Genomic DNA, 22,780 nt, shown 5'->3' with positions numbered 1-22,780 from the left:
ACCCGCCCGGTTGGCGCCTCGGGGGCCCGGTCAGCGCCCGGTCAGAGCCCGGTCGCCGCCGCCTTGTCGAAGCGATCGAGGTTCATGACCTTGACCCAGGCCTTGGCAAAGTCCTGCACGAACTTTTCCTTGCTGTCGTCAGAGCCATAGACTTCCGCGACGGCGCGCAGCTCCGCATTCGACCCGAAGATCAGGTCCACCGGGGTAGCCTGCCACTTGACCTTGCCGGTCGCACGGTCGCGGCCCTCATACATCCCCTGGTCGGTCGATGACTTCGACCACTTGGTGGACATGTCGAGCAGATTGACAAAGAAGTCGTTGCTCAGCGTGCCGGGCCGGTCGGTGAACACACCGTGGCGCGTGCCGCCGGCATTGGCGCCCAGCGCCCGCATGCCGCCTACCAGCACGGTCATCTCGGGAACCCTCAGGTTCAGGTAGCTCGCGCGCTCGACCAGCATGTCCGCCGGCGAGCGGGGGCTCTGCTTGCCATAGTAGTTGCGGAAGCCGTCGGCCACCGGCTCAAGCACGGCGAAGGACTGCACGCTGGTCTGTTCCGCCGTGGCGTCCATGCGGCCCGGCGTGAACGGCACATTCAGCTTGTAACCGCCCTTTTTGGCCGCGTCTTCCACGGCCGCCGTCCCGCCCAGCACGATGAGGTCGGCCAGCGACACCTTCTTGCCGCTGCCCTTCTGCGCCGCATTGAAGTCCTTCTGGATGGCTTCGAGACGATTCAGCACCTTGGCAAGCTCGGCCGGGTCGTTGACCCCCCAATCCTTCTGCGGCGCCAGGCGAATGCGCGCACCGTTGGCGCCACCGCGCATATCCGTCACCCGGAAGGTCGCGGCCGATGCCCAGGCGGTGCGGACCAGCTCGGGGATGGTCAGGCCCGACGACAGGATGGTGGTCTTCAGGCTGGCCACGTCCTTGTCGTCCACCAGCTTGTGATCGACCGGAGGAATCGGATCCTGCCAGATCAGGTCTTCCTTGGGCACATCGGGCCCGAGGTAGCGCGACTTCGGCCCCAGGTCGCGATGCATGAGCTTGAACCACGCCCTGGCGAACGCGTCCTCGAATTCCTTCGGATTTTCGAGGAATCGCTTCGAGATCTTGTGGTACTCGGGGTCCATCTTCAGCGCGATGTCCGTGGTGAACATCATCAGCTTGTGCCGCTTCTTCGGATCATGGGCATCGGGCACGAAATTGGCGCTGGCGTTGTTCTTGGGCACCCACTGGATCGCGCCGCCCGGGCCCTTGGTCGTTTCCCAGTCGAAGCTGTAGAGCCACGTCAGGAATTCGTGGGTCCAACGCGTCGGATTGGTCGACCAAGCACCTTCCAGGCCGCTGTTGACGGTGTCCACGCCATGTCCCGTGCCACATTTGCTGACCCAGCCCAGCCCCTGCTCTTCCAGACCGGCGGCAGCCGGCTCCTTGCCCACGCAGCCGGCCGGCTTGTGCGCGCCGTGCGCCTTGCCGAAGGTGTGTCCGCCGGCGATCAGCGCCACCGTGTCCACATCGTCCATGCTCATGCGGCCAAAGGTCTCGCGGATCTCCTTGGCCGAAGCCAGCGGGTCGGGCTTGCCTGCGGGGCCTTCGGGATTGACGTAGATGAGCCCCATCTCGGTTGCCGCGTAGGGCTTCTTCAGGGCGCCCTTCGCATCCTGGCGTTGATGGGCAAGCATCTTCTTTTCCGGGCCCCAGTTCACCATCTCGGCTTCCCAGTCGTCCACGCGCCCGCCGGCGTAGCCGAATGTCTTGAAGCCCATTTCTTCCAGCGCCACGTTGCCTGCCAGGACCATGAGGTCGCCCCACGAGATCTTCTGGCCGTACTTCTGCTTGACCGGCCACAGCAGGCGTCGCGCCTTGTCCAGGCCGACGTTGTCCGGCCAGCTGTTGAGCGGTTCGAACCGCTGCTGGGCGCCCGAAGCGCCGCCCCGGCCATCGAAGACGCGATAGACGCCCGCGCCGTGCCAGGCCATGCGGATAAAGAACGGCCCATAGTTGCCGAAGTCAGCTGGCCACCAGGGCTGGGAAGTCTTCATGACCCCGGCGATGTCCCGCTTGACCGCCTCGATATCGAGCGTCTTAAATGCCTCCGCATAATTGAAGGCCTTGCCCATGGGATCGGATTCCGCCGAATTGAAACGCAGGGGCTGCAGGTCAAGTTGCTCTGGCCACCAGAAACTATTGGGCGTCACATCCGTACTCGCCACCAGCGGATTGGTGTACAGCGCGGCAGATACGGCCACCGCCATGACGGAAAGTTTTAAAGTTTTTCCGATGTTCATGGAATCAATACCTCCTTGTAGTTGGTTACAAAAGCCGCTGCCGTAATGCAAGTGAATTGAAATGCAAAATGGGGATATCTCGGCCTTTCTCGCGGGGCTTCCTGCGCGCGTTCGGCAAATATTCACTTGTCAGTGAATACGGCCGGACGCGGCCGGCAGCAAGCGTTTTGCACTCTACGTGGACGGTTATCCCGGGAAAATTCAATTGTTTCAATTGGCTTGATTAGCCAAGTCAATTGGAATACCGCGTCGCCATGCGAATCACATGGCCGCTGAATATGCTGAGGCCCGATAAACACGAGCATTCCGGGGAAATGGATGTGTTGGGCGCGCGTGCAGGACATACCGGATGCCTTGCCTTTACGAGACGGCATGGCAATCTCATCGAATTAAAATACCGTCGTTATATTGACGATAATCAAATTTCGCCGCGCCTGCGGGATGACGCCGGTGGGGGGCCGGAAAGAAATAGAGCCGTCCTGTTGGACGGCTCGGATCCCCGCGTACTTCACTGCAACACCGCCGTTCCTTCACTGGTGTCTCTGCGGACTGCCATGTGATCCGCTGGAACGGTGCGGCTGCCGGCCCGCGGCGACCCTCCGGTCGCATATGCGTTCCCAACGTGTTCAGTCGGGCCGACGAGATGACATTCTCGTCATGAAATATTTCGGGAATAAGAAGATGGTGCGGCGCCGCCAGCACAATTGAAGGAATGGCCAGGCAGGCGCAACTTCCGGGACCGCCGCCGATCACTAGAATGAATCGACCTCAACGGGGAGCCGACATGAAACATGATCCAGCCGTCGCAACAGAGACCACGGCAGAGGGGCTGGCGGCCCTGATCTATCACATCGCACATGGCGCCAGCCAGGGCCAGCTGGACCCCGAGTTCGTGCGCAAGCTGTGCAAGCGCGTGGACAAGGAAATCGAAGCCATGGAGGACACCGACAAGCTTTCGGCGCCGGACCGCGAGCGCCTGCACCACGCCGTGCAGACGCTGCGTGCCACGGCCGATGCAGAGGAAGGCGCCTTGCTGACACGGGCGCTGGACCGGTTGCGTTCGGTCGATGCCCAGGCCGACCGGGCAAACCGCCCCGCCGAGGGCGCCGCGACCTGAAGCGGGCGGGGGGTACCCCCGAAGCAGAACGCCCCTCCTCCCGCCAAGCCGGGTGAGGGGCGTTTGTTATCCGGCAGGCGCGGGGGGAAAGGCCCCGTCTGCCGGTTGTCTCCCTGCTTAGAAGCGGTGACGGATACCGACCACGGCGCCGGTCTGGTTGGCACCTGGGGTGACCGGAGCCGAGCTGCTCATCGACAGTGCCGACGCATCCTTATTCTTCGTGTACGCGACGTTCAGGTAGACGTCGGTACGCTTCGAGAACGAGTAGTCGGCCGACAGCACGAACATCCACGGATCATTGCCGCTGTTGTGCGCGTCCTGGTAGTAGGCGGCGCCCGTCAGCGACAAGGCCGGCGTCACGCGATACAGGCCACCCAGCCAGTACACGTTGTTGCGCGCCGAAGCCGTGGTGGGCGAGGCGATGCCGTCGTCACGCATCCAGCGGTAACCGGCGAACAGCTTGGCCACGCCCAGGTCGTACGAACCGCCCACGGCCAGGCGCTTGACGGCGCGGTCGGCGACGTTGGCGGCATTGCCCTGGTACTGGTCGTAGGCGGTGCCCACCGAGAACGCGCCGGCGGTATAGGCCAGGCCAGCGCCGAAGTTGCGGCCGATGCGATAGTTGCCCGGCACTTCCGTGCTGCCCGACACGGTCGAATCGCGGCCCGTGCTGTAGAAGGCCGTACCCGTCAGGCCACCGAACTTGCCCGTGTACTTGATGGCATTGTCGGCGCGGCCGTTGAAGGCCGAGTCGACCGAGTTCAGCGAGTACTTCGGGCCCACGCCCATCGGGTCGTAGGCACCGAACAGGTCATACAGCGCGTTTTGCTGGCGACCCAGGGTGACGGCGCCGAAATTGCCTTGCAGGCCAACGAACGCCTGGCGGCCGAACAGGCGGCTGCCCTGGCCCGACGTGCCGGTGTCGATGTCGAAGCCCGATTCCAGGGTGAAAATGGCCTTGAGGCCGCCACCGAGGTCTTCGGCGCCTCGCAGGCCCCAGCGCGAGCCGGACATGTTGCCCGAGCTGACCATCGCCTTGCTGCCCGTGGCGGCCGGTGCGGTGCCCGAGTGGTTGGCGAATTCGATGCCGGCGTCGGCAATGCCGTACAGCGTCACGGAGGTGTTGGACTGGGCCGATGCAACGCCGGAAATCGCGCAGGTACCCGCTGCCGCCAGCGCAAATAGTGCTTTCTTCACTGTGAGTTCTCGTATTTATCAAGACATTGAGATGCTTCCCCGTCACTATTTCAGAACGGGGCGACGAGATCCGTACTGCCGCTTTCCGAAACGATGACCCGTGGGGGCAGGCGAATTGTTTCAATGAAATATGAAACCCATGTGTCTGTTGCGGCCCGGCAACGGGCGGGGACACCCCACTTTTGTGGGATATTTGGCGGATGGCAGCGAAGAATGCGGGTTTTCCCCACCCACCTTCAGGTAGGATGCACACTTTTCCGTGAAAGGCATTTGACAGGTCCGTGACGGTGCGCACCGGCCCTGCCTCGCCTTGCGTCAATGCGCCTGGATTCATACAAGACCTATATCGCCCCACGGCTGGCCCAGCTCAGGCAGCGCCTGCGCCGGCCCAGCCGACGCACCGTCCTGCTGGCCCTGGCCGCGCTTCCCGCGCTGTTGCTGCTGTACCTGCTGCTGCTGATCCCGTTTACGCCCGGCATCAGCGACATCCGCAAGGCCAAGTCGGAGCAGCCGGCCCAGGTGCTGTCGGCCGACGGCAAGGAACTGGCCGTCTACCGCTGGGCCAACCGCGACTGGGTCAAGCTGGCCGACATTTCGCCCAACGTCGTCAACGCGCTGATCGCCACCGAGGATCACCGCTTCTACCAGCACTTCGGGCTGGACTGGCGCCGTACGGCATCGGCGGCGCTGCACACGTTCTCGGGCGACCGCCAGGGTGGCTCGACCATCACCCAGCAGCTGGCGCGCAACCGCTATCCGGACGAGATCGGCCGGGCCCCCACGCTGACGCGCAAGCTCAAGGAGGCCATCACGGCGCTGAAGATCGAGGCGCTGTACTCCAAGGACGAGATCCTGGAGACGTACCTGAACACGGTGCCGTTCCTCTACAACGCGTTCGGCATCGAGATGGCCGCGCGCACCTATTTCGACAAGTCCGCCCGCCAGCTTGACGTGCTGGAAGCCGCCACGCTGATCGGCATGCTCAAGGGAAACAGCTACTACAACCCGGTACTGAACCCGCAGCGCGCGCTGGAACGCCGCAATATCGTGCTGGCGCAGATGGTCAAGCGGGGCAAGCTCGACGCCGCCCGCTACGAGGTGCTGACCCGGCGCCCGTTGCGCATCGATTTCGAGCGGCAGGTCGAGGAACCCGGCCCGGCCGCCCACTTCGCGCAGCAGCTGCGCAAGTGGCTGATCTCGTGGGCCGACAGCAACGACTACAACCTGTATACCGACGGCCTGGTCATCCATACGACGATCGATGCCCGCCTGCAGGCCATGGCCAACCAGGCGCTGGCACGCCAGGCCAACCAGCTGCAGTCGATTGCCAATGCCGCCTGGGCGCCGCGCGCGGGCTGGGCCGAAAGCCGGGGCCTGGTGCAGCAGTTCGTGCGCGAAACGCCCGAATACCGCGCCGCCGTGGCCGGCGGCCAGACCGATGCCGATGCGCTGAACCACCTGATGCGCGACAACGCGTTCATGCAGAACCTGCGCCAGACCAAGACCCGCGTGCAGGCCGGCTTCATGGCGCTGGACCCGGCCACCGGCGAAATCCGCGCCTGGGTGGGCAGCCGCGATTTCACCGTGGACGCGTTCGACCACGTGGCGCAGGCCCGCCGCCAGCCCGGTTCCACGTTCAAGCCATTTGTCTACGGCGCCGCATTCGCGCGCGGGCAGAGCCCCGACCAGACGTTCATCGACCAGCCCGTGGAAATCAAGCTGGCCGGCGGCGAAATCTGGCGGCCGACCGACGAAACGGCGCCCACCGGCCGCGCGATGAGCCTGCGCGACGGCCTGGTCTATTCCAAGAACACCATCACGGCGCAACTGGTGCAGAACCTGGGCGCCGACCGCGTGGCCAGACTGGCCCGCGCCATGGGCGTGCGCGACAGCAAACTGGAGGAAGTGCCATCGCTGGCGCTGGGCACGAGCCCCGTCACGCTCAAGGAGATGGTCAGCGCCTACGGCACGATCGCCAACGGCGGCCAGTACATCGCGCCGTCGATGATCACCCGCATCACGGACCGCGACGGCAAGGAACTGGCCCGCTTCCGGCCCGCGTCGCCCGAGCGCGCGCTATCGGCCACGGCCAACGAAACGCTGCTCGACGTGATGCGCGACGTGGTCGATCGCGGCACCGGCACGGCCATCCGCACGCGCTACGGCATTCGCGCCGATGTGGCCGGCAAGACCGGCACGACCCAGGACAACGCCGACGGCTGGTTCATCCTGATGCATCCGCAACTGGTGGCCGGTGCCTGGGTAGGCTTCAACGACAGCCGCGTGACGCTGCGCAGCGACTACTGGGGCCAGGGTGCGCACAGCGCGCTGCCCATCGTGGGCGACTTCTACCAGCGCGCCCTGCGCGCGCGCATCGTAGACGCACGCGCGCGGTTTGCCGAAGTCGACGAGAAAACCTGGTATTCGGGGCTGACCGCTACGGTACGCGGCTGGTATCAGAAGCTGTTTGCGTCGGACCGCAAGGACGACAGCGCGCCACTGCCGCGCCCGGCACCGCGCCGGCCGGTCTTGCCGGCCACGGACGCCGACGCCATGCCGCCAGCCTCGGCGCCCGCCACGGCCGCATCGACGGATAACGGCCTGGCGCTGGACCCCGGTGAAGTGGTGGAGGCCGTGCCCCCTGGCGGCCATGAGATGGCAGCATCGAGCGAACCGTCGGCGCCGCCGCCGGCGCCTGCTCAGGCACCGATGCCGGCACCAGCTCAGGCACCGATGCCGGCACCCATCCCGGCACCATCCTCCGCGCCTGCGCCAGCCTCGGCGCCCGCGGCGCTCTGACCTGCGCCACTCCCCCGCACGCCAAGCGGAAAAGCGGAGACGCGCAGAAAACCATCCGCACCCTGTTACTTGGCAATCCTCAGCCGGCCGCGATGCAGGGCGCGCAGGGCTGCATCGGACAGCGACAGTGGCGGTTCCGGCGACGGGCGGGCCAGCAGGTAGCCCTGGGCCAGGTCGATACCCATGTCGCGGCACACCAGCAGATCGTCCACGCGTTCGAGGCCTTCGGCAATCAGCCGCGTGCCCGCTGTGCGGGCCAGCTTGCATAGCCCCTGCAGCGCCTCGCGCTGGAACGGCGACGACGCCACGCCGTCAATGATGACGCGCGCGATCTTCACGTAATCGGGTTGCAGGGCAATCCACTGCCCCAGGCCGGCGTGGCCGGTGCCGTAGTCGTCCAGCGCGAATTGCGCGCCGCGGCTGCGAATCGAATACACGGCCTTGGCCAGCGTATCCAGCGGCCCGAGCGGCGCCTGCTCGGTCAGCTCCAGCACAATGCGTTCGGATTGCAGGCCCTGGGCCTGCAGAAAGGTCCGTACCTCGTCGCGCGTGTCCTCGATATTGCGCAGCGAATCGGCGCTGTAGTTCAGGAACAGCTTGCCGGGCAGGTCGAATTCCATGAACGCCCGGATCGAGATGCGGGCGGCCAGCCGTTCGAGTTCCACGTGCTTGCCCTCGCGTGCCGCTTCGGCGAACAGCGCGATCGGGCTCTCCAGCGGCGTGCCCATCGGGCCGCGGATCAGTGCCTCGTATCCAAACACCTCGCCCGTGACGAGCGAGCCGATCGGCTGGAAAACCGGCCGCAGCAGGTGTTGCTCGATGCAATCGGCAATGGATGGCGTCAGGGGTCGCGACAAGGCTTGCACTCAAACTGGCTAGGAATCGTGTTGTACGAATCATATGGTGGGCAGGTGCCACGCCCACTGTTGAGATAACGGCACTTCCTGGACCGACTTGAGGCGTGGCACGTACTGCTTTGGGAGGGTGACCCCCACCCCCTCAGACCTTTGACAAGGTTGCGCATCGCAACTAATATTGCTTGCGCATCGCAACCAATGCGACCCCTCGACCGCCGGCCGGAGGCCACCATGGACCTGATCGAAGCACCCGCCCAGTCCCGCGACGGGACCATCCTCGAACTGCGTGATTTCTCGCGCCGCCTGGTGCGCGAACTGGGCTTCATGCGCGCCACGCTGGCCGATAGTGACCTGGCGCCTTCAGCCGTGCACGCGGTGCTGGAGATCGGCATGACGCCCGGCATCAGTGCCAAGGACCTGGGCCAGATCCTGCGGCTGGACAAATCGAACACCAGCCGGCAGGTTGCGCGGCTGGAAGCCGCCGGGTTCCTGCATCGCCGAATCTCCAGCGAGGACGCACGTGCCACGGAGCTGTTCCTGACGCCAAAAGGGAAAAAGCTGCGGGAGAAGATCGACCAGTTCGCGACCGACCAGGTATCCAATGCGTTGCGCCGCATGCTCCCGTCCGACCAGCAGGCGCTGCTGCGGTCCCTGGCGCTCTATGCCGACGCGCTGGCGCAGGACAACGCCGCCAGGGCCGCCGCAGGCACGCCCGACAGCCTGCCCATCGTCGAAGGCTACCGGCCCGGGTGCATCGGCGATATCGCGAGCCTGCACGGGCGCTTCTATGCCGAACACTGGGGATTTGGCGCCTTCTTCGAAAAGCGGGTGGCCACCGAACTGGCCGAGTTTGCCGCCACGCTGCCGGCACCGGGCAAGGCACTGTGGCTGTACCACGACGACGGCCGCACGCTGGCGTCTCTGGCCATCGACGGCGACCCGGCGCTGGGGACCGCCCATCTGCGCTGGTTTATCGTCGACGACGCGCTGCGCGGTTTAGGCGTGGGCCGGCAGCTGATGGCCCACGCGATGCAGTTCGTGGACGCGCACGCGTTTGACGAGACCTGGCTCTGGACCTTCAAGGGCCTCGATTCGGCCCGGCATCTCTATGAGTCGTTCGGCTTTGTGCTGACCAGCGAGGCGGCCGGCACCCAATGGGGCAGCGAGGTGACCGAGCAACGCTTCAGCCGTCGCAAGCCTTGATCGACGTCGCGCCCTGCCCTACACCAGTCCGATATCGCTTGGCCGGCTACCCGGAAAGACCTGCGCCAGGCGGCTGTCGTCCAGCCCGTATAGCCTGCGGAACAGGCCGCCCAGCACCGACCGGTAGTCGTTGAGCACCGGATAGTCGCGGTTCTGGTTCAAGGTTGACGGGGCAATCGCGACCTGTTCACCCACCATGCGCCCGCCCCGCACGTTGCCGCCGGCCACCCAGTAGACCGTGCCGTGCCCGTGGTCGGTGCCGCGCGTGCCGTTCTCGCGGAAGGTGCGGCCGAATTCGGAGATGGCCACCACGGTGGTGTTGCGCCACGCCGGCCCCATTTCCTCCGAGAATCCGGCGATGCCGCGGCCCAGGTTGTCCAGCAGGTTGGCCAGTTGCCCTTGCGCGCCGCCCTGGTTGACGTGCGTGTCCCAGCCGCCCACGTCGATAAAGCCGAGGTTGAATTTATCGCGCATCAGCCCGGCCATGCGGCGCGCCTCCTGCTCGAAACCGCGTGCCGTCAGCGCACGCCGGTTGGCTGCCTGCATTTCCTGCATGCGCCCTGACATGGTCTCGCCCGCCGCGCCCGCGCTGGCCGCGCGCATGGCCGCCTCGTGCTTGCGCATCGCCTCGGCCTGTTCGGCCACGGTCTGGCGCAGGTCGAAACCTTCCGCAATCAGCGACTCGAAGCGCGTGCCCTTGTACATCTGCGCCAGTGTTTGCGTCTGGCGGGCATCGAATGGGGCGCGGCCGGTGCCCTTGAGCGACACGTTGGGCACGTTGGCCGCGCCGGACAGCACCATCGGCAGGCCATCGGTGAAGGCCACCGGCGCCGCCTGCCCGCCCATGGCCTGCGTCAGCCGGTTCAGGAAGCCGCTGCCTTTGGGTGCGCCTGCGCCATGGCCGTCGCCGGCCAGCCCCGCCTCGATACCGTCCTGGGTTTCGAAGTGACTGCGCGACATGTCGCTGGTGCCCGCGAACGGCACGCACGCCAACTGCTGGCGCTGCCACATCGGCAGCATCGTGGCGCCCAGCGCCGGATGCAGGGCCCAGCCATCGACGCCCAGCGACAGCGCGGCTGCCGGGTCGGGCGCGGCACCCTGCGCCACCGGCGGCCGGATGGCGATATTGGGTCGCGACGCGTAGTAGAAATCGCTGCCGGACGGCACCAGCACGTTGGCCGCATCGTAGCCGCCGCGCAGGAATACCAGCAAGAAGCGCGCATCGGCCTGGGCCGGCAGCGCGAACACGCGCGATGTCACGGTCGGCAGCGTCAGCGCGAGCCCCGCGCCGCCCATCGTCCTGAGCCAGTGGCGTCGATTCATGGTTGCCCCTATCGTTGGATGGCCGGTGCCGGTGCCCTACCGCTGCATCCATTCCGGCGAACTGAGCAGCACGGCATTCCATTCCTGCTGCGACCCCGCCTGGGCCAGCGCCTGGCGCGTGGCCGTGCCCAGCGTGCCCTCGATGGTGTCGTAGAACATGCGGTTGTTCGGCATCGGGAATCCGCGTTGCGCGGCCGGCTGACCGCTCTCGTCCGAGAACAGCCCGGCCGGCCCGCTGCCGATCGTGCGCGCGATCTCGAAACGCTTGACCAGTTGCCCCGAACTGGCCCATGCGCTCTCGGTCAGCGGATAGCCGTCGGGCGCTACATGGCCATACAGCGGCTCGCCAAGCTGGTTCAGCCAGTTGATCATCGGACGCAGGTTCGACACCGGCCGGCCATCGTAGGCCAGCCGCATCGAGGACACCACGAAGACCATCGGGTCCTTGAACTTGCGCGCGCCCTCGGCAGCCGACTGGTCGAACCAGTGCGACAGGAACATCGTGCGCAGCACCGCGCCGATATCGCCGTCGGTGCGCGTGAACGTGGCCGCCATCTGCGTCACCAGCTGCGGCGGCGGGTTGTCCGACACGAAGTACGTGGCCAGCCTGGCCGACACGAAGCGCGCCGTGGCCGGGTCGCGCGCCAGGATCGACACGGCCTGCTCCACCTCGGCAAACCCGCGCGGCGCGATGGTCTGGCCCAGCAGCGTCTTGGCGCCGAAGTCGTGGCGGTTGGGATTGAACTCGAACAGGCCGTCGCTGCGGTACATGGCCGCGCGTTCGGCCGACAGCCGCGGCGGCTCGCCCCGCGCGTTAATGCCGAGTCCGGTCAGCACGCGCGCCAGTTCCTGCACGTCCTGCTGGGTATAGCGCGACCCGCTCGGGCCGCCGGCCACGCCCAGGGTATGCAGTTCCATCAGCTCGCGCGCGTAGTTCTCGTTGATGCGATTGGCCGCGCTCTGGGCGTTGTCCAGATATTCGAGCATGGCCGGCGATGTGACCGTAGCCATCAGCAGGTCGCGGAACTTGCCCAGCGCATGCGGCCGGATCGCGCGTGCCTCGAATTCGGCCAGCGCGTAGCGCACCTGCCCTTTCTCGGCGTAGACGTTGAAATGGTTCAGCCAGAACCACGTCATCTGCTCGCGCAGTTGCGCCGGGGAATAGAGCGCGCGCAGCAGGTGGCGGCGGCCGGTATCGATCACAAGCTCGCGCCCCTGGCGGTTCAGCGCCTCGCGGGCCTGCTGCTTTTCGGTCTCGTCGGTCAGCGCCTGGATACGCTGCCGCTCGGCGCGCACGGCCTGCGTCCGCTGCAGGGCATCGCCCTGGCTGAGCGGCAATGCGGCAATGGCCTGGGCCAACTGGGGCGGATCGGCCAGCGGCATCCGGATCTGCTCGTCGAGATAGCGCTGCCGCCCGATCGCTTGCAGGCGCTGCACGCTGGCCTGGTCGGCGCCAAAGCTGATCGTGTTGAGCCAGCGCAGGTCGGCCGCCGACAGCTTGCCATGGTGCGTTGCATCATCGGCCGCCGTCGACGCACAGGCGGCCAGCGCCGCCGATAGCGCCAGCCATGCCAGCAAGGCCGTCCAACCTGGTATGCGCCATTGACGCAGCCTGCTGATCCGTGGGGGTTCCATAGGCGCCCGTTCCTTTGTCCTGTGCGCACATCGCGTGCCGGAATGCCGGTTTGACGTCCGGCGCGCCGGTTGGTTGACCGGGCCGTCCACGCAGTCTGTTACGAAAATTTTCCTGCCCCGGACCAAGGCACAGTCCAAATCCATTTTGCATACAATTTACGGATACAATGAACGGCCCCATCGGCCCGGGCGCACGATTCCGGGCCAGCCCAACCCGCATCCATACGGAGGACAGACATGACCGCACACGCCGCCACTTCGCAGCACATTCCCGCCCTGGCACCGCTGGAGCAGTACCTGGAAGCCCATCGCACCGGCAAGGCCGAGTACATCTTCCAGGCGTTTCACGCCGACGCCCGCATCATTTCGTTCCGCGACGGCGCGCTGCATTCGCTGACGGTGGACGAGTTCTCGAAGCGTTTCCAGGGCCAGCCGCAGCCCGACGAGGCCCAGCGCCGCCGCCATATCGCCAGCTTCGACGTGGTGGGCAACGCCGCCACGGCCAAGATCGTGCTGGACTATCCCGAGGTGACGTTCACCGACTACATGAACCTGCTGCAGATCGACGGCGTGTGGAAGATCGCCAACAAGACGTTCAGCGCCGCGCCAAAGACGAAGTAAGGCACCCCCGCCAGATCGGATCGCACCGCCGGCCTGTCATCGTCGCGTCACAGAGGCCCGTGACAATGCGCGACGATGACAGGCGCGGGAGCCTGCGCTGCCCGCTTTGCGGCAGCGCAGCGCAAATATTCCTTGACGCCTGATTTTCCGGCACTTCAATGAAAACGTTTTCATCCTGAAGTGCGCCATCCGATGAGGAATGCATGCCGACATCCCGCCGCGCCGTCCTGCCGCCCCGCCTGGCTTCCGCCGAACCTGGCCAGGGGGTCACGCTGGCCGACGTGGCGCTGGCCGCCAAGGTGTCGCTGGCCACTGCGTCACGCGTCTTCAGCCATCCGCAGCTGGTGCGCGAAGCCACCGCCCAGCGCGTGCACGAGGCCGCGCGCCGGCTGTCGTTCCGCCCCAACCTGCTGGGCGCCAAGCTGCGCGCGCAACGCACCCGTATCGTCGGCGTCATGCTGCCCACGCTGGACAACGCCGTGTTTGCCGAATGCTGGCGCGGAATTGAAGAATCGGCCATGGAGGCAGGCTACTCCCTGATGCTGGTCACCAGCAACTACGATCCGGCCCGCGAACGCGCGCGCATCGAATATCTGTTGCGTCACCGCGTCGACGGCATGGTGCTGACCGTGGCCGACGCCTGCGACAGCACCGTGCTGGACCAGCTCGACCGCGAATCGGTGCCCTACGTGCTGGCTTACAACAAGGTGTCGGGCGACGGCATGCAGCGCGGCCGGCATTCGGTGTCGGTGGACAACCAGACCAGCGCCTGCGAGGGCGTCAACGCGCTGATCGCGGCCGGCCATCGGCGCATCGCGGTGATTTCGGGGGCCTTCACCGCGTCGGACCGCGCCCGCCAACGCTTTGCCGGCTATGCCGATGCCATGCGCGCCCACGGCCTGCCGGTACGCGACCCGGTCAACCTGCCGTCCCACACGGCCAGCAACGCGCCGCAGATCCAGGCGCTGATGGCCCAATCCGACGCCCCCACCGCGTTCTTCTGCACCAACGACCTGCTTGCCATCGGCGTGATTTCCGATCTCAAGCGGCTGGGGCTGCGCGTGCCGCGCGATGTCTCGGTCCTGGGCTACGACGGTATCGCCCTTGGCGCGCTGGTGGAGCCGCCGCTGGCCACCGTTGTCCAGCCCAATGCCGACATCGGCAGGCAGGCCGTCGCGCAATTGCTGCACCGGCTCGATGTGGGCTCGGCGGGCGCCGACGGCAACGCCATGCTGCTGCCGCATGCATTACGTATCGAGGGCACCGTCAGCGCGCCCGCAGTTCCTGCCTGATCCAACCACCGACTGACTGACCGACCGACCTAACCAGGGAGCCTTACATGTCGACGCAATCCTTCTGGCGCCGTCCGCTGCGCTGGCTGGCCACCGCCGCCGCTGTCGCCACCACCTTTGCCGCCTTCAGCCAGGGCGCCGCCGCCCAGACCGCCATCTGCTACAACTGCCCGCCGGAATGGGCCGACTGGGCCGCGCAGATCCGCGCGATCAAGGAAAAGACCGGCGTCACCGTGCCGTTCGACAACAAGAACTCGGGCCAGTCGCTGGCGCAGCTGGTGGCCGAAAAGGCCGCCCCGGTGGCCGACGTGACCTACCTGGGCGTGACCTTCGGCATCCAGGCCAAGGCCGACGGCGTAACCCAGCCATACAAGCCCGCCCACTGGAACGACATCCCCGACGGCCTGAAAGACCCGCAAGGCCACTGGTTCGCCATCCATTCCGGCACGCTGGGCTTCATGGTCAACGTCGATGCGCTGCGCGGCAAGCCCGTGCCGCAGTCGTGGGCCGACCTGCTCAAGCCCGAATACAAGGGCCTGGTGGGATACCTCGATCCGGCCAGCGCCTTTGTGGGCTATGTGGGCGCCGTGGCCGTGAACCAGGCCATGGGCGGCTCGCTGGACAACTTCGGCCCGGCCTTCAAGTACTTCCGCGACCTGCAGAAGAACCAGCCCATCGTGCCGAAGCAGACCGCCTATGCGCGCGTGCTGTCCGGCGAAATCCCCATCCTGCTGGACTACGACTTCAACGCCTACCGCGCGAAGTACAAGGATCGCGCCAACGTGGCCTTCGTGATTCCGAAGGAAGGCACGCTGGTGGTGCCTTACGTGATGAGCCTGGTCAACAACGCGCCGCACGCCGCCGAAGGCCGCAAGGTGCTGGACTTCGTGCTGTCCGACCAGGGCCAGGCGCTGTGGGCCAACGCCTACCTGCGTCCGGTGCGCAACGTGCCGATGCCGGCCGAAGTGCAGTCGCGCTTCCTGCCCGCCGCCGACTATGCCCGCGCCAGGCCGGTGGACTTCGGCAAGATGGCCCAGTCGCAGAAGGCCTTCAGCGACCAGTACCTGAAGGAAGTGCGCTAAGCCACCGGCCCGCGCCCGCACCATGACCCAGCGATCTCCCGCCCTCTTCCTGTTCGCGCTGCCCGCGCTGCTCGTGTTCCTGGCGTTCTTCTGCCTGCCGATGGCGCGGCTGATCGAAGTCAGCCTGACCGGCCGCGACGGCGCGGGAGTCTACTGGACCGTGCTGACCAGCGCCCGCTATCTGCACAGCCTGATGGTGACCGTGGTGCTGTCCGCGCTGGTCACGCTGGCCACGCTGGCAATCGCCGGCATCGCGGGCACCTTCCTGCAGCGGCACCCGGTGCCGGGCAAGCCGGTGCTGGTGGCCATGCTGACCTTTCCGCTGGCGTTCCCGGGCGTGGTGATCGGCTTCATGGTCATCATGCTCGGGGGCCGCAACGGCCTGCTGGCCAGCATCGGCGATGTGCTGGCGGGCGAGCGATGGACGTTTGCCTACGGGCTCGCCGGCCTGTTCGTCGGCTATCTCTATTTCTCGATTCCACGCGTGATCCTGACCGTGATGGCCGCCGTGGAGAAGCTTGACCCGTCGCTGGAGGAAGCGGCGCGCTCGCTGGGCGCCAGCCCGTGGCGCGTGGTGCGTGACGTGATGCTGCCCGCGCTGATGCCGGCCATGCTGTCCAGCGGGGCGATCTGCTTTGCCACCAGCATGGGCGCGTTCGGCACCGCCTTCACGCTGGCCACGCAGCTCGACGTGCTGCCGCTGACGATCTACAACGAGTTCACCAACTACGCCAACTTCGGCATGGCCGCCGCGCTGTCGATCCTGCTTGGCGTGGTCACCTGGGCCTTGCTGGCGCTGGCGCGCTGGTACTCCGGCGACACCGTCGCCGCCACCGCCTGAGGACCGCCGCATGCGCACCACCCAACCCCGCCGCGCCGGCTACTGGCTGCAACTGACGCTGACCCTGCTGGTCTGCGCCTTCATGACCGTGCCCGTGGTGTTGTCCGTGCTGGCCGGCCTGACCAACAACATCTTCGTGGGCCTGTCGAGCGGGCTGACCACGCGCTGGCTCGAAGAAGTCTGGTCGCTCTATCGCAACACCATCTTCCTGTCGCTGGGCATCGCACTGGCCTGCCTGGCCTGCACGCTGGTGATCGGCGTGCCCGCCGCGTACTACATGGCGCTGCGGCGCAACCGCGTGACGCGCCTGATCGAGGAACTGCTGATGCTGCCCGTGGCGCTGCCCGGGCTGGCCACGGCGCTGGGCCTGATCCTGCTCTACGGCAGCTGGCAAGGCCTGCGCACGAGCTGGGTGTTCATCCTGATCGGCCATGTGGTGTTCACGCTGCCGTTCATGGTGCGGGCGGTGCTGGCCATCCTGGCGGCCATCGATATCCGCACGCTGGAAGATGCCGCCGCCAGCCTGGGCGCCACGCGCCTGCAGCGCTTCTTCACCGTGGTGCTGCCGAACTGCCGCCAGGGCATCCTGGCCGGCGCGCTGATGGTGGTGACGCTGTCCGTGGGCGAGTTCAACCTGACCTGGATGCTGCACACCCCCACCACGCAGACGCTGCCCGTAGGCCTGGCCGACAGCTACGCGTCGATGCGGCTCGAAATCGGGTCGGCCTACACCATCGTGTTCTTCGTCATGATCATTCCGATGCTGGTGGTCATGCAGGCCGCCAGCGCGCTGGGGGCCCGCGCACGCCGCCATGCACCGGTTGCCGAACCTGCCCCGGACGCGCCCGTGGGCTTGCCACAGACCGTCCCCACCCCCAACGCCTCCACCGTTCCAGGAAGCCGCCATGCATGAGCCCACTCCCATCCGCCTGCGCCAGTGCGCCAAGACGTTCGCAGACGGCACACTGGCGCTGCAGCCGCTGGACCTGGATATCGGCGCCGGTGAAACCGTGGTGCTGCTGGGGCCGTCGGGCTGCGGCAAGACCACCACGCTGCGCATCATCGCCGGTCTGGAGCAGCCCGATGCCGGCGGCGAGGTCTGGTTTGGCGACACGCGCGTGACCGACCAGCCCATCGAGCAGCGCGGGGTGGGCATGGTGTTCCAGAACTACGCGCTGTTTCCGAACATGAGCGTGTCCGAGAACATCGCCTATGGTCTGCGCGTACGGCGCGTGGACAGCGCCGCGCGCCGCCGCCGCGTGGACGAGATGCTGGCGATGATGCACCTGGAGCCGTTTGCCGACCGCCGCATCGACCAGCTGTCCGGCGGCCAGCGCCAGCGTGTGGCGCTGGCGCGTGCCATCGCCGTGCAGCCGCGCGTGCTGCTGCTGGACGAGCCGCTGACCGCGCTCGATGCCAAGCTGCGCGATGCGCTGCGTGCCGATATCAACCAGCTGCTGCGCAGCCTGCATATCACCGCCGTGTACGTCACGCACGACCAGGCCGAGGCCATGGCGCTGGGCGACCGCATCATCGTGATGGACAAGGGCCGTATTGCCCAGGCCGGCACGCCGCAGGACATCTACCGCGCCCCGGCCAACGCGTTCGTGGCCGACTTCATCGGCACCATGAACCACCTGCCGGGCACGGCCGAGGCAGGCCGCTGGCGCGTGCCCGGCGGCACCGTGCCGATGGGGCCGCCCGACGATGCGCCGACGACCGCGACCGCGCGCCTGATGTTCCGGCCCGAGGACGTGGCGCTGGTGCACGCCGACGATGCACATGTGGAAGGCACGGTCGTCACGGCGCTGTTCCTAGGCAACCACACCCGCCTGCTGGTGGACGTGGGCGCCACCGCGCCGCTGATCGTCGATACCGCCCGGCGCGATGCCTGGGCGGCCGGCACGCGCGTGGGCCTGCGCATCGACACCCAACACCTGATCACGCTTGGCCAAGCCGTATGACCCTCGCAAACCCGGCGCCCTACCTGGTGGCGCAACTGACCGATCTGCACATCAAGGCCGGCGGCAAGCTGTCCTACCGCATGGTGGACACTGCCGGCGCGCTGCACGCGGCCATCGACACGCTGCTGGCGGCCCCGCAACTGCCCGATCTGGTGGTGGTCACCGGCGACCTGGTCGACTTCGGCGATATCCACGAATACCGCTTCCTGCGCGACATCCTGCAGCGCCTGCCGATGCCCGTAAAGCTGCTGCCCGGCAACCACGACCACCGCACGTCGCTGCGCAGCGTATTTGCCGATCACGACTATCTGTTTGCCAACGGCAACGGCGAGGCGCCGGTGCACTACGCCATCGATGCCGGCCCGCTGCGGCTGGTGGGCTTGGACTGCACCGTGCCCGGCAAGCCGGGAGGCCGTGCCGAGCCCGACGGGCTGGCCTGGCTCGATGCCGCGCTGTCCGCCGCGCCCCAGCAACCCACGCTGGTCATGCTGCACCATCCGCCGTTCCATACCGGCATCGGCCACATGGACGTGCAGGGGCTGGACAACGCGGCGGCCCTGGAAGCGGTCATCGCCCGGCATCCGCAGGTGGAACGCGTCATCTGCGGCCATCTGCACCGGCAGATCACGCGCCGCTTTGGCGGCACCATCGCCATGACCGCGCCCGGCCCGGCGCACCAGGTGGCGCTGGACCTGGCCCCCCAAGCGCCGTCGTGCTTCCGCATGGAGCCGCCGGGCTACCTGCTGCACTGGTGGCATCCGCAACACGGCCTGGTCACGCATCTGGCGGCCATTGGCGACCACGGGGCGCGGCACCCGTTCTTCGACGCGGACGGCAAGCTGATCGACTGACGGCAGCGGCACACGCCCGGTGCGCGTGCCGCTGCCATTGGCGTACCATTGTCGGTTTCTTTTGATTTATGGACCGATGTTCCGCAAGGCGGAACTCCGCGACACCCCGACATGGACCTGCTTCTGCTCAGCAACTCGACCTCGGACGAGGGCTACCTCGTTCACGCTGCCCACGCCATCGCCGAACTGGCCGATGGCCGTACCGACGCCCTGTTCGTGCCTTACGCGGGCGTGACGCGCGACTGGGACAGCTACGCCGCACAGGTACGCGAGGCCTTCGCGCGGGTCGGCATCGCGGTACGGTCGCTGCACGAGCAGGCCGATACGCTGGCTGCGGTCAACGCCGCCACGTTGATCGTGGTGGGCGGCGGCAATACCTTCCGCCTGCTGCAGGTGCTGCGCCAGCAAGGCCTTCTGGCGCCGATGGCCGCCCGCGTGCGCAGCGGCGCCGCGCGCTATATCGGCTGGAGCGCCGGGTCCAACCTGGCCACGCCGACCATCCGCACGACCAACGACATGCCGGTGGTGGACCCGGGCGGCTTCGACGCGCTCGGGCTGGTGCCGTTCCAGATCAACCCGCACTACTACAACCTGGAAATCGAAGGCTTCCGGGGCGAGACACGCGACCAGCGGCTGGCCGAATTCACCACGCTGTCGCCGGATACCCCGGTGCTGGGCCTGCCCGAAGGCGACTGGGTGCGTGTGTCGGGCGATCTCCACGTGCTGCATGGTCCACATGCGGCGCGCTGGTTCCTCGATGCCACGACCTGGGACGTGACGGCCGGGCCGCTGTCGATCCCGGTCTGACGCCGGCCGCGGGGCCCGGATGCGGACAAAAAAATACCCGCAGCCGGGAGGAGCGGGTATCAGAAGTGGTATGGACAAGTCGCGGAATTCGTCCACGGCAACATGCTGGCATCGCACCACTACGCTGCCAATAATCTTTCCGGACTAGAGGCCGGTATCCATGGCATGGCTGGCGCCGGCGTCCCCCCCGGCGCGCCCCCAATGCTGGCGATGGACAACGCGCGTCGAATCCAGTCCAATCGATCCCCATGTCGCCCCCTGCACTTTGTGCGTGTTTCCATGTCGCGTGCCCGACTCCTGCTGATCGATGACCACACCCTGTTTCGCACGGGGCTCAAGCTGCTGCTGGCCGACAGCCCCAGCGTGGCGTCGATCATCGAGGCCGGATCGGTCATGGAGGCCGTGCAGGCCCACGCCAGCCAGCCCGTGGACATCCTGCTGCTGGATATCCAGATGCCGGGCCTGAACGGCATCGAAGGCATCAAGGTGCTGCGCCGGCACTTTGCCGCGGCGCGCATCCTGATCGTCTCTGGCACGTCGCATATCGACGCCATCCCGGCCGAATCGCGGCGCGAGATCGCCGGCTTCCTGCCGAAATCTGCCGATGCGGTGGACATCGAACGCGCCATCGCCAGTTGCCTGTCGGGCGGCACGCATTTCCCGGCCGATGGCAGCGGCTATGGCCCCGGCGCGGGCCGCCCCGCCGCCGGCGATGGCCCGGCCTATGAACCGAGCCAGCTCACGCCGCGCCAGCTGGAGGTGCTGACGCAATTGAGCCTGGGGCGATCGAACAAGGTCATTGCCTACCACCTGGGGCTGTCCGAAAACACCGTGCGCGTGCACGTGGCGGCCATCCTCGACCACCTTGGCGTGGTCAGCCGCGTGGAGGCCATCCTCGAAGCGCAGCGCCGCGGGCTAGTGCAGACGCATCGCTGACCGCCATCTCGACCCGCCCCGCCCGCCGCGCGACCATGGCGTTGCCCTTCCTTCCGCACTACGACGAGCCGCGGCTGCTGTCCGCGCAGATGGAGCTGATCGACCAGAGCTTCGGCATGGCCATGCTGGGCTGTGCGCTGGCGGCGATCATCCTGGGCACCGGGCTGTCGCTGACCGATGGCCACCCCGGCGCGCTGCCGTGGGCAGCGGCGATGGCGGTCGTCTGCGCCGCCGCCCACTTTGGCCGGTTGGCCATGCGCGACCGGCTGACCGAGGCGCGCTCCGGCCTGTATGCGCGCGGCATGACCGCGATGCTGGTGCTGATCGGCAGCCTGTGGGGGCTGGCGGGCTGGCTCTATCTCGATATCCGCTCGCCCGCCGTGGTGATCTGCGTGCTGTCGCTGATTGCCGGCATGAGCGCGGCGGCGCTGGCCGTGTTCTCGGCTTGCCTGCCTGTGGCGGTGGGCTTTTTCATCCCGGCCATCGTGCCGGTCTGGGCGGCCTTCATCGTCACGCACGATATCGCCTACCTGCCGATGTTCCTGGCCACCCCACTGTACCTGTTCGTGCTGATCGTATTCGCGCGCAACTACTCCCGCATGGCGCGGCATTCGCTGACGCTGCGCTTCGAGAACGTCGAGCTGATCTCGCAGTTGCGCGACCAGACCGCGCGCGCCGGCCAGGCCCAGCGCGAGGCCGAGCAGGCCAACCGGGCCAAATCGGTGTTCCTGGCGTCGGCCAGCCACGACCTGCGCCAGCCGCTGCATGCGCTGGGGCTGTTCCTGGTGTCGCTGGGCCGCACGCCGCTGGACGCGCGGCAGCGCCAGCTTCTGGACCATATCGAGGCATCGTCCGGCGCGGCGCGCGAAATGCTGTACACGCTGCTCGATTTTTCCAAGCTCGATGCCGGCGTGGTCACGCCGCGGCCCCGGCCCTTCCGGCTACAGCCGCTGCTGCACAAGCTCGAAAACGAGTTCGCCCCGCAGGCCAACGCGCGCGGACTGGTCTATCGCACGCGCGATACCACGGCCACAGCCTTTGGCGATCCCACCCTGACCGAACTGATCCTGCGCAACCTGATCGCCAACGCCATCCGCTATACGCGCACGGGCGGCGTGCTGGTGGCGTGTCGCAAGCGGCGCTTCCATATGTCGATCGAAGTCTGGGATACCGGCATCGGCATTCCGGCCACCCAGCATCGGGCGATCTTCCGCGAGTTCCATCAGCTGGGGAATCCCGAGCGCGACCAGCGCAAGGGGCTGGGCCTGGGGCTGGCCATCGTGGACGGCCTGGCGAGGACGATGCACACCTCGGTGACGCTGGCATCGGTACCGGACCGGGGCTCGGTGTTCCGCCTGCGCCTGCCACTGGCGTGGACGGCGCCCGAGGAATCGATCCTGCCCGGTGCCGCCACGCGGCTGGATGGGCTGCGCGTGCTGGTGATCGACGACGATCCGGCCATCCGCGAGGCCATGTCCGGCCTGCTCACGGTCTGGAACTGCCCGAACCGCGCCGCCGAAACCGAGGAAGAGGCGCTGGCCTTGCTTGCGGAATTCGCGCCGGACCTGATCCTGGCCGACTATCGCCTGCGCGGCCACCGCACGGGACTGGAGGCGATTGCCGCCATCCGCGAGCGCACGGGCCGCGACCTGCCCGCCATCGTCATCACGGGCGACACTGCCGCCGATCGCCTGCGCAACGTCCACGCCGGCGGCACCGCCCTGCTGCACAAGCCCGTGGTGCCGGGCGAACTGCACGCCGCCATCGGCGCCCTGCTCAACGACGCCGGCTGAAAGCGCCGGGCTGCCACGCTGCTGGGGGGCGCTCGCACACCTGATGGCATGGCGCCGGACGATAAGCACATCCGTCATTCATGCATTAATCGTATGAATGAATCATTCCTATTAATTGGACTTAGGTCTGACGCCCGCCCACACTCCAGAAACAAAGCGGGCTGATTGTTGTGATGC

General features: G+C 67.0%; 18 protein-coding genes. 13 read left to right on the top strand and 5 right to left on the bottom strand.

Annotated features, from left to right (window positions below; genetic code table 11):
- Positions 1-41: 41 nt before the first annotated feature.
- Complete coding sequence (katG, locus tag AC3G88_RS25880; protein ID WP_488773745.1) at positions 42-2,252, bottom strand: catalase/peroxidase HPI; 2,211 nt, start codon at positions 2,250-2,252, stop codon at positions 42-44.
- A gap of 817 nt (positions 2,253-3,069) precedes the next feature.
- Between katG and AC3G88_RS25875 the strand changes: the two genes are divergently transcribed.
- A complete protein-coding gene (locus tag AC3G88_RS25875) occupies positions 3,070-3,402 on the top strand; it encodes a hypothetical protein (RefSeq protein ID WP_488773667.1) in 333 nt (110 codons plus the stop codon).
- Positions 3,403-3,519: 117 nt separating this feature from the next.
- On the opposite strand, the gene AC3G88_RS25870 is transcribed toward AC3G88_RS25875, so the two are convergent.
- Positions 3,520-4,599, bottom strand: a complete 1,080-nt coding sequence (locus tag AC3G88_RS25870) for a porin (protein ID WP_488773668.1) — start codon at positions 4,597-4,599, stop codon at positions 3,520-3,522.
- 318 nt (positions 4,600-4,917) lie between these two features.
- Between AC3G88_RS25870 and AC3G88_RS25865 the strand changes: the two genes are divergently transcribed.
- Entirely contained in the window at positions 4,918-7,398 is a 2,481-nt protein-coding gene (locus AC3G88_RS25865) for a penicillin-binding protein 1A (protein WP_488773669.1), read from the top strand.
- A 65-nt stretch (positions 7,399-7,463) separates the two neighbouring features.
- Here AC3G88_RS25865 and AC3G88_RS25860 read toward each other — a convergent pair whose 3' ends face one another.
- The gene (locus AC3G88_RS25860) at positions 7,464-8,255 is read right to left on the bottom strand and encodes an EAL domain-containing protein (protein ID WP_488773670.1); all 792 of its coding nucleotides are present in this window, start codon (positions 8,253-8,255) and stop codon (positions 7,464-7,466) included.
- Positions 8,256-8,486: 231 nt separating this feature from the next.
- On the opposite strand from AC3G88_RS25860, the gene AC3G88_RS25855 reads away from it, so the two are divergent.
- Positions 8,487-9,458: a bifunctional helix-turn-helix transcriptional regulator/GNAT family N-acetyltransferase gene (locus AC3G88_RS25855; protein WP_488773671.1), complete on the top strand. Its 972-nt coding sequence runs from the start codon at positions 8,487-8,489 to the stop codon at positions 9,456-9,458.
- 18 nt (positions 9,459-9,476) lie between these two features.
- On the opposite strand, the gene AC3G88_RS25850 is transcribed toward AC3G88_RS25855, so the two are convergent.
- Complete coding sequence (locus AC3G88_RS25850; protein ID WP_488773672.1) at positions 9,477-10,781, bottom strand: DUF1501 domain-containing protein; 1,305 nt, start codon at positions 10,779-10,781, stop codon at positions 9,477-9,479.
- Between the two features lie 36 nt (positions 10,782-10,817).
- Entirely contained in the window at positions 10,818-12,416 is a 1,599-nt protein-coding gene (locus AC3G88_RS25845) for a DUF1800 domain-containing protein (protein WP_488773673.1), read from the bottom strand.
- A gap of 237 nt (positions 12,417-12,653) precedes the next feature.
- Between AC3G88_RS25845 and AC3G88_RS25840 the strand changes: the two genes are divergently transcribed.
- The 10 genes from AC3G88_RS25840 to AC3G88_RS25795 all read left to right on the top strand — a co-directional run bounded on the left by AC3G88_RS25840 (position 12,654) and on the right by AC3G88_RS25795 (position 22,603).
- On the top strand, positions 12,654-13,037 hold the full coding sequence (locus AC3G88_RS25840; protein ID WP_066730839.1) for a nuclear transport factor 2 family protein: 384 nt from the start codon (positions 12,654-12,656) through the stop codon (positions 13,035-13,037).
- A gap of 203 nt (positions 13,038-13,240) precedes the next feature.
- Entirely contained in the window at positions 13,241-14,329 is a 1,089-nt protein-coding gene (locus tag AC3G88_RS25835; protein WP_488894104.1) for a substrate-binding domain-containing protein, read from the top strand.
- 47 nt (positions 14,330-14,376) lie between these two features.
- Positions 14,377-15,411, top strand: a complete 1,035-nt coding sequence (locus AC3G88_RS25830) for an ABC transporter substrate-binding protein (RefSeq protein ID WP_488773675.1) — start codon at positions 14,377-14,379, stop codon at positions 15,409-15,411.
- Positions 15,412-15,433: 22 nt separating this feature from the next.
- The gene (locus tag AC3G88_RS25825) at positions 15,434-16,252 is read left to right on the top strand and encodes an ABC transporter permease (RefSeq protein WP_153948816.1); all 819 of its coding nucleotides are present in this window, start codon (positions 15,434-15,436) and stop codon (positions 16,250-16,252) included.
- A 10-nt stretch (positions 16,253-16,262) separates the two neighbouring features.
- Complete coding sequence (locus tag AC3G88_RS25820) at positions 16,263-17,165, top strand: ABC transporter permease (RefSeq protein WP_488773676.1); 903 nt, start codon at positions 16,263-16,265, stop codon at positions 17,163-17,165.
- Positions 17,158-18,216, top strand: coding sequence for an ABC transporter ATP-binding protein (locus tag AC3G88_RS25815; protein WP_488773677.1), 1,059 nt, complete (start codon positions 17,158-17,160; stop codon positions 18,214-18,216). The genes AC3G88_RS25820 and AC3G88_RS25815 overlap by 8 nt, the downstream gene beginning before the upstream one ends.
- Positions 18,213-19,067 carry a phosphodiesterase gene (locus tag AC3G88_RS25810; protein WP_488773678.1) on the top strand — a complete coding sequence of 285 codons (855 nt, stop codon included), beginning with the start codon at positions 18,213-18,215 and terminating at the stop codon, positions 19,065-19,067. The genes AC3G88_RS25815 and AC3G88_RS25810 overlap by 4 nt, the downstream gene beginning before the upstream one ends.
- A 111-nt stretch (positions 19,068-19,178) precedes the next feature.
- Positions 19,179-19,874, top strand: a complete 696-nt coding sequence (gene pepE / locus AC3G88_RS25805) for a dipeptidase PepE (protein ID WP_488773679.1) — start codon at positions 19,179-19,181, stop codon at positions 19,872-19,874.
- A 279-nt stretch (positions 19,875-20,153) separates the two neighbouring features.
- Positions 20,154-20,810 (top strand): response regulator, encoded by a 657-nt coding sequence (locus AC3G88_RS25800; protein ID WP_488773680.1) that lies wholly within the window; start codon positions 20,154-20,156, stop codon positions 20,808-20,810.
- A gap of 35 nt (positions 20,811-20,845) precedes the next feature.
- On the top strand, positions 20,846-22,603 hold the full coding sequence (locus AC3G88_RS25795; protein ID WP_488894103.1) for an ATP-binding response regulator: 1,758 nt from the start codon (positions 20,846-20,848) through the stop codon (positions 22,601-22,603).
- The last annotated feature ends 177 nt before the right edge of the window (positions 22,604-22,780 follow it).

This window comes from Cupriavidus sp. 86D6, assembly GCF_057815095.1.
Note: the sequence above shows the minus strand (reverse complement) of the source record. Positions and strands in the feature narration are given on the sequence as shown.

Bases quoted from the DNA above. Each gene is read 5' to 3' on its own strand.
- katG (WP_488773745.1), bottom strand. From the start codon at position 2,252: ATGGCGGTGGCCGTATCTGCCGCGCTGTACACCAATCCGCTGGTGGCG.
- AC3G88_RS25875 (WP_488773667.1), top strand. From the start codon at position 3,070: ATGAAACATGATCCAGCCGTCGCAACAGAGACCACGGCAGAGGGGCTG.
- AC3G88_RS25865 (WP_488773669.1), top strand. From the start codon at position 4,918: ATGCGCCTGGATTCATACAAGACCTATATCGCCCCACGGCTGGCCCAG.
- AC3G88_RS25855 (WP_488773671.1), top strand. From the start codon at position 8,487: ATGGACCTGATCGAAGCACCCGCCCAGTCCCGCGACGGGACCATCCTC.
- AC3G88_RS25850 (WP_488773672.1), bottom strand. From the start codon at position 10,781: ATGAATCGACGCCACTGGCTCAGGACGATGGGCGGCGCGGGGCTCGCG.
- AC3G88_RS25845 (WP_488773673.1), bottom strand. From the start codon at position 12,416: ATGGAACCCCCACGGATCAGCAGGCTGCGTCAATGGCGCATACCAGGT.
- AC3G88_RS25840 (WP_066730839.1), top strand. From the start codon at position 12,654: ATGACCGCACACGCCGCCACTTCGCAGCACATTCCCGCCCTGGCACCG.
- AC3G88_RS25835 (WP_488894104.1), top strand. From the start codon at position 13,241: ATGCCGACATCCCGCCGCGCCGTCCTGCCGCCCCGCCTGGCTTCCGCC.
- AC3G88_RS25830 (WP_488773675.1), top strand. From the start codon at position 14,377: ATGTCGACGCAATCCTTCTGGCGCCGTCCGCTGCGCTGGCTGGCCACC.
- AC3G88_RS25825 (WP_153948816.1), top strand. From the start codon at position 15,434: ATGACCCAGCGATCTCCCGCCCTCTTCCTGTTCGCGCTGCCCGCGCTG.
- AC3G88_RS25820 (WP_488773676.1), top strand. From the start codon at position 16,263: ATGCGCACCACCCAACCCCGCCGCGCCGGCTACTGGCTGCAACTGACG.
- AC3G88_RS25815 (WP_488773677.1), top strand. From the start codon at position 17,158: ATGCATGAGCCCACTCCCATCCGCCTGCGCCAGTGCGCCAAGACGTTC.
- AC3G88_RS25810 (WP_488773678.1), top strand. From the start codon at position 18,213: ATGACCCTCGCAAACCCGGCGCCCTACCTGGTGGCGCAACTGACCGAT.
- pepE (WP_488773679.1), top strand. From the start codon at position 19,179: ATGGACCTGCTTCTGCTCAGCAACTCGACCTCGGACGAGGGCTACCTC.
- AC3G88_RS25800 (WP_488773680.1), top strand. From the start codon at position 20,154: ATGTCGCGTGCCCGACTCCTGCTGATCGATGACCACACCCTGTTTCGC.
- AC3G88_RS25795 (WP_488894103.1), top strand. From the start codon at position 20,846: ATGGCGTTGCCCTTCCTTCCGCACTACGACGAGCCGCGGCTGCTGTCC.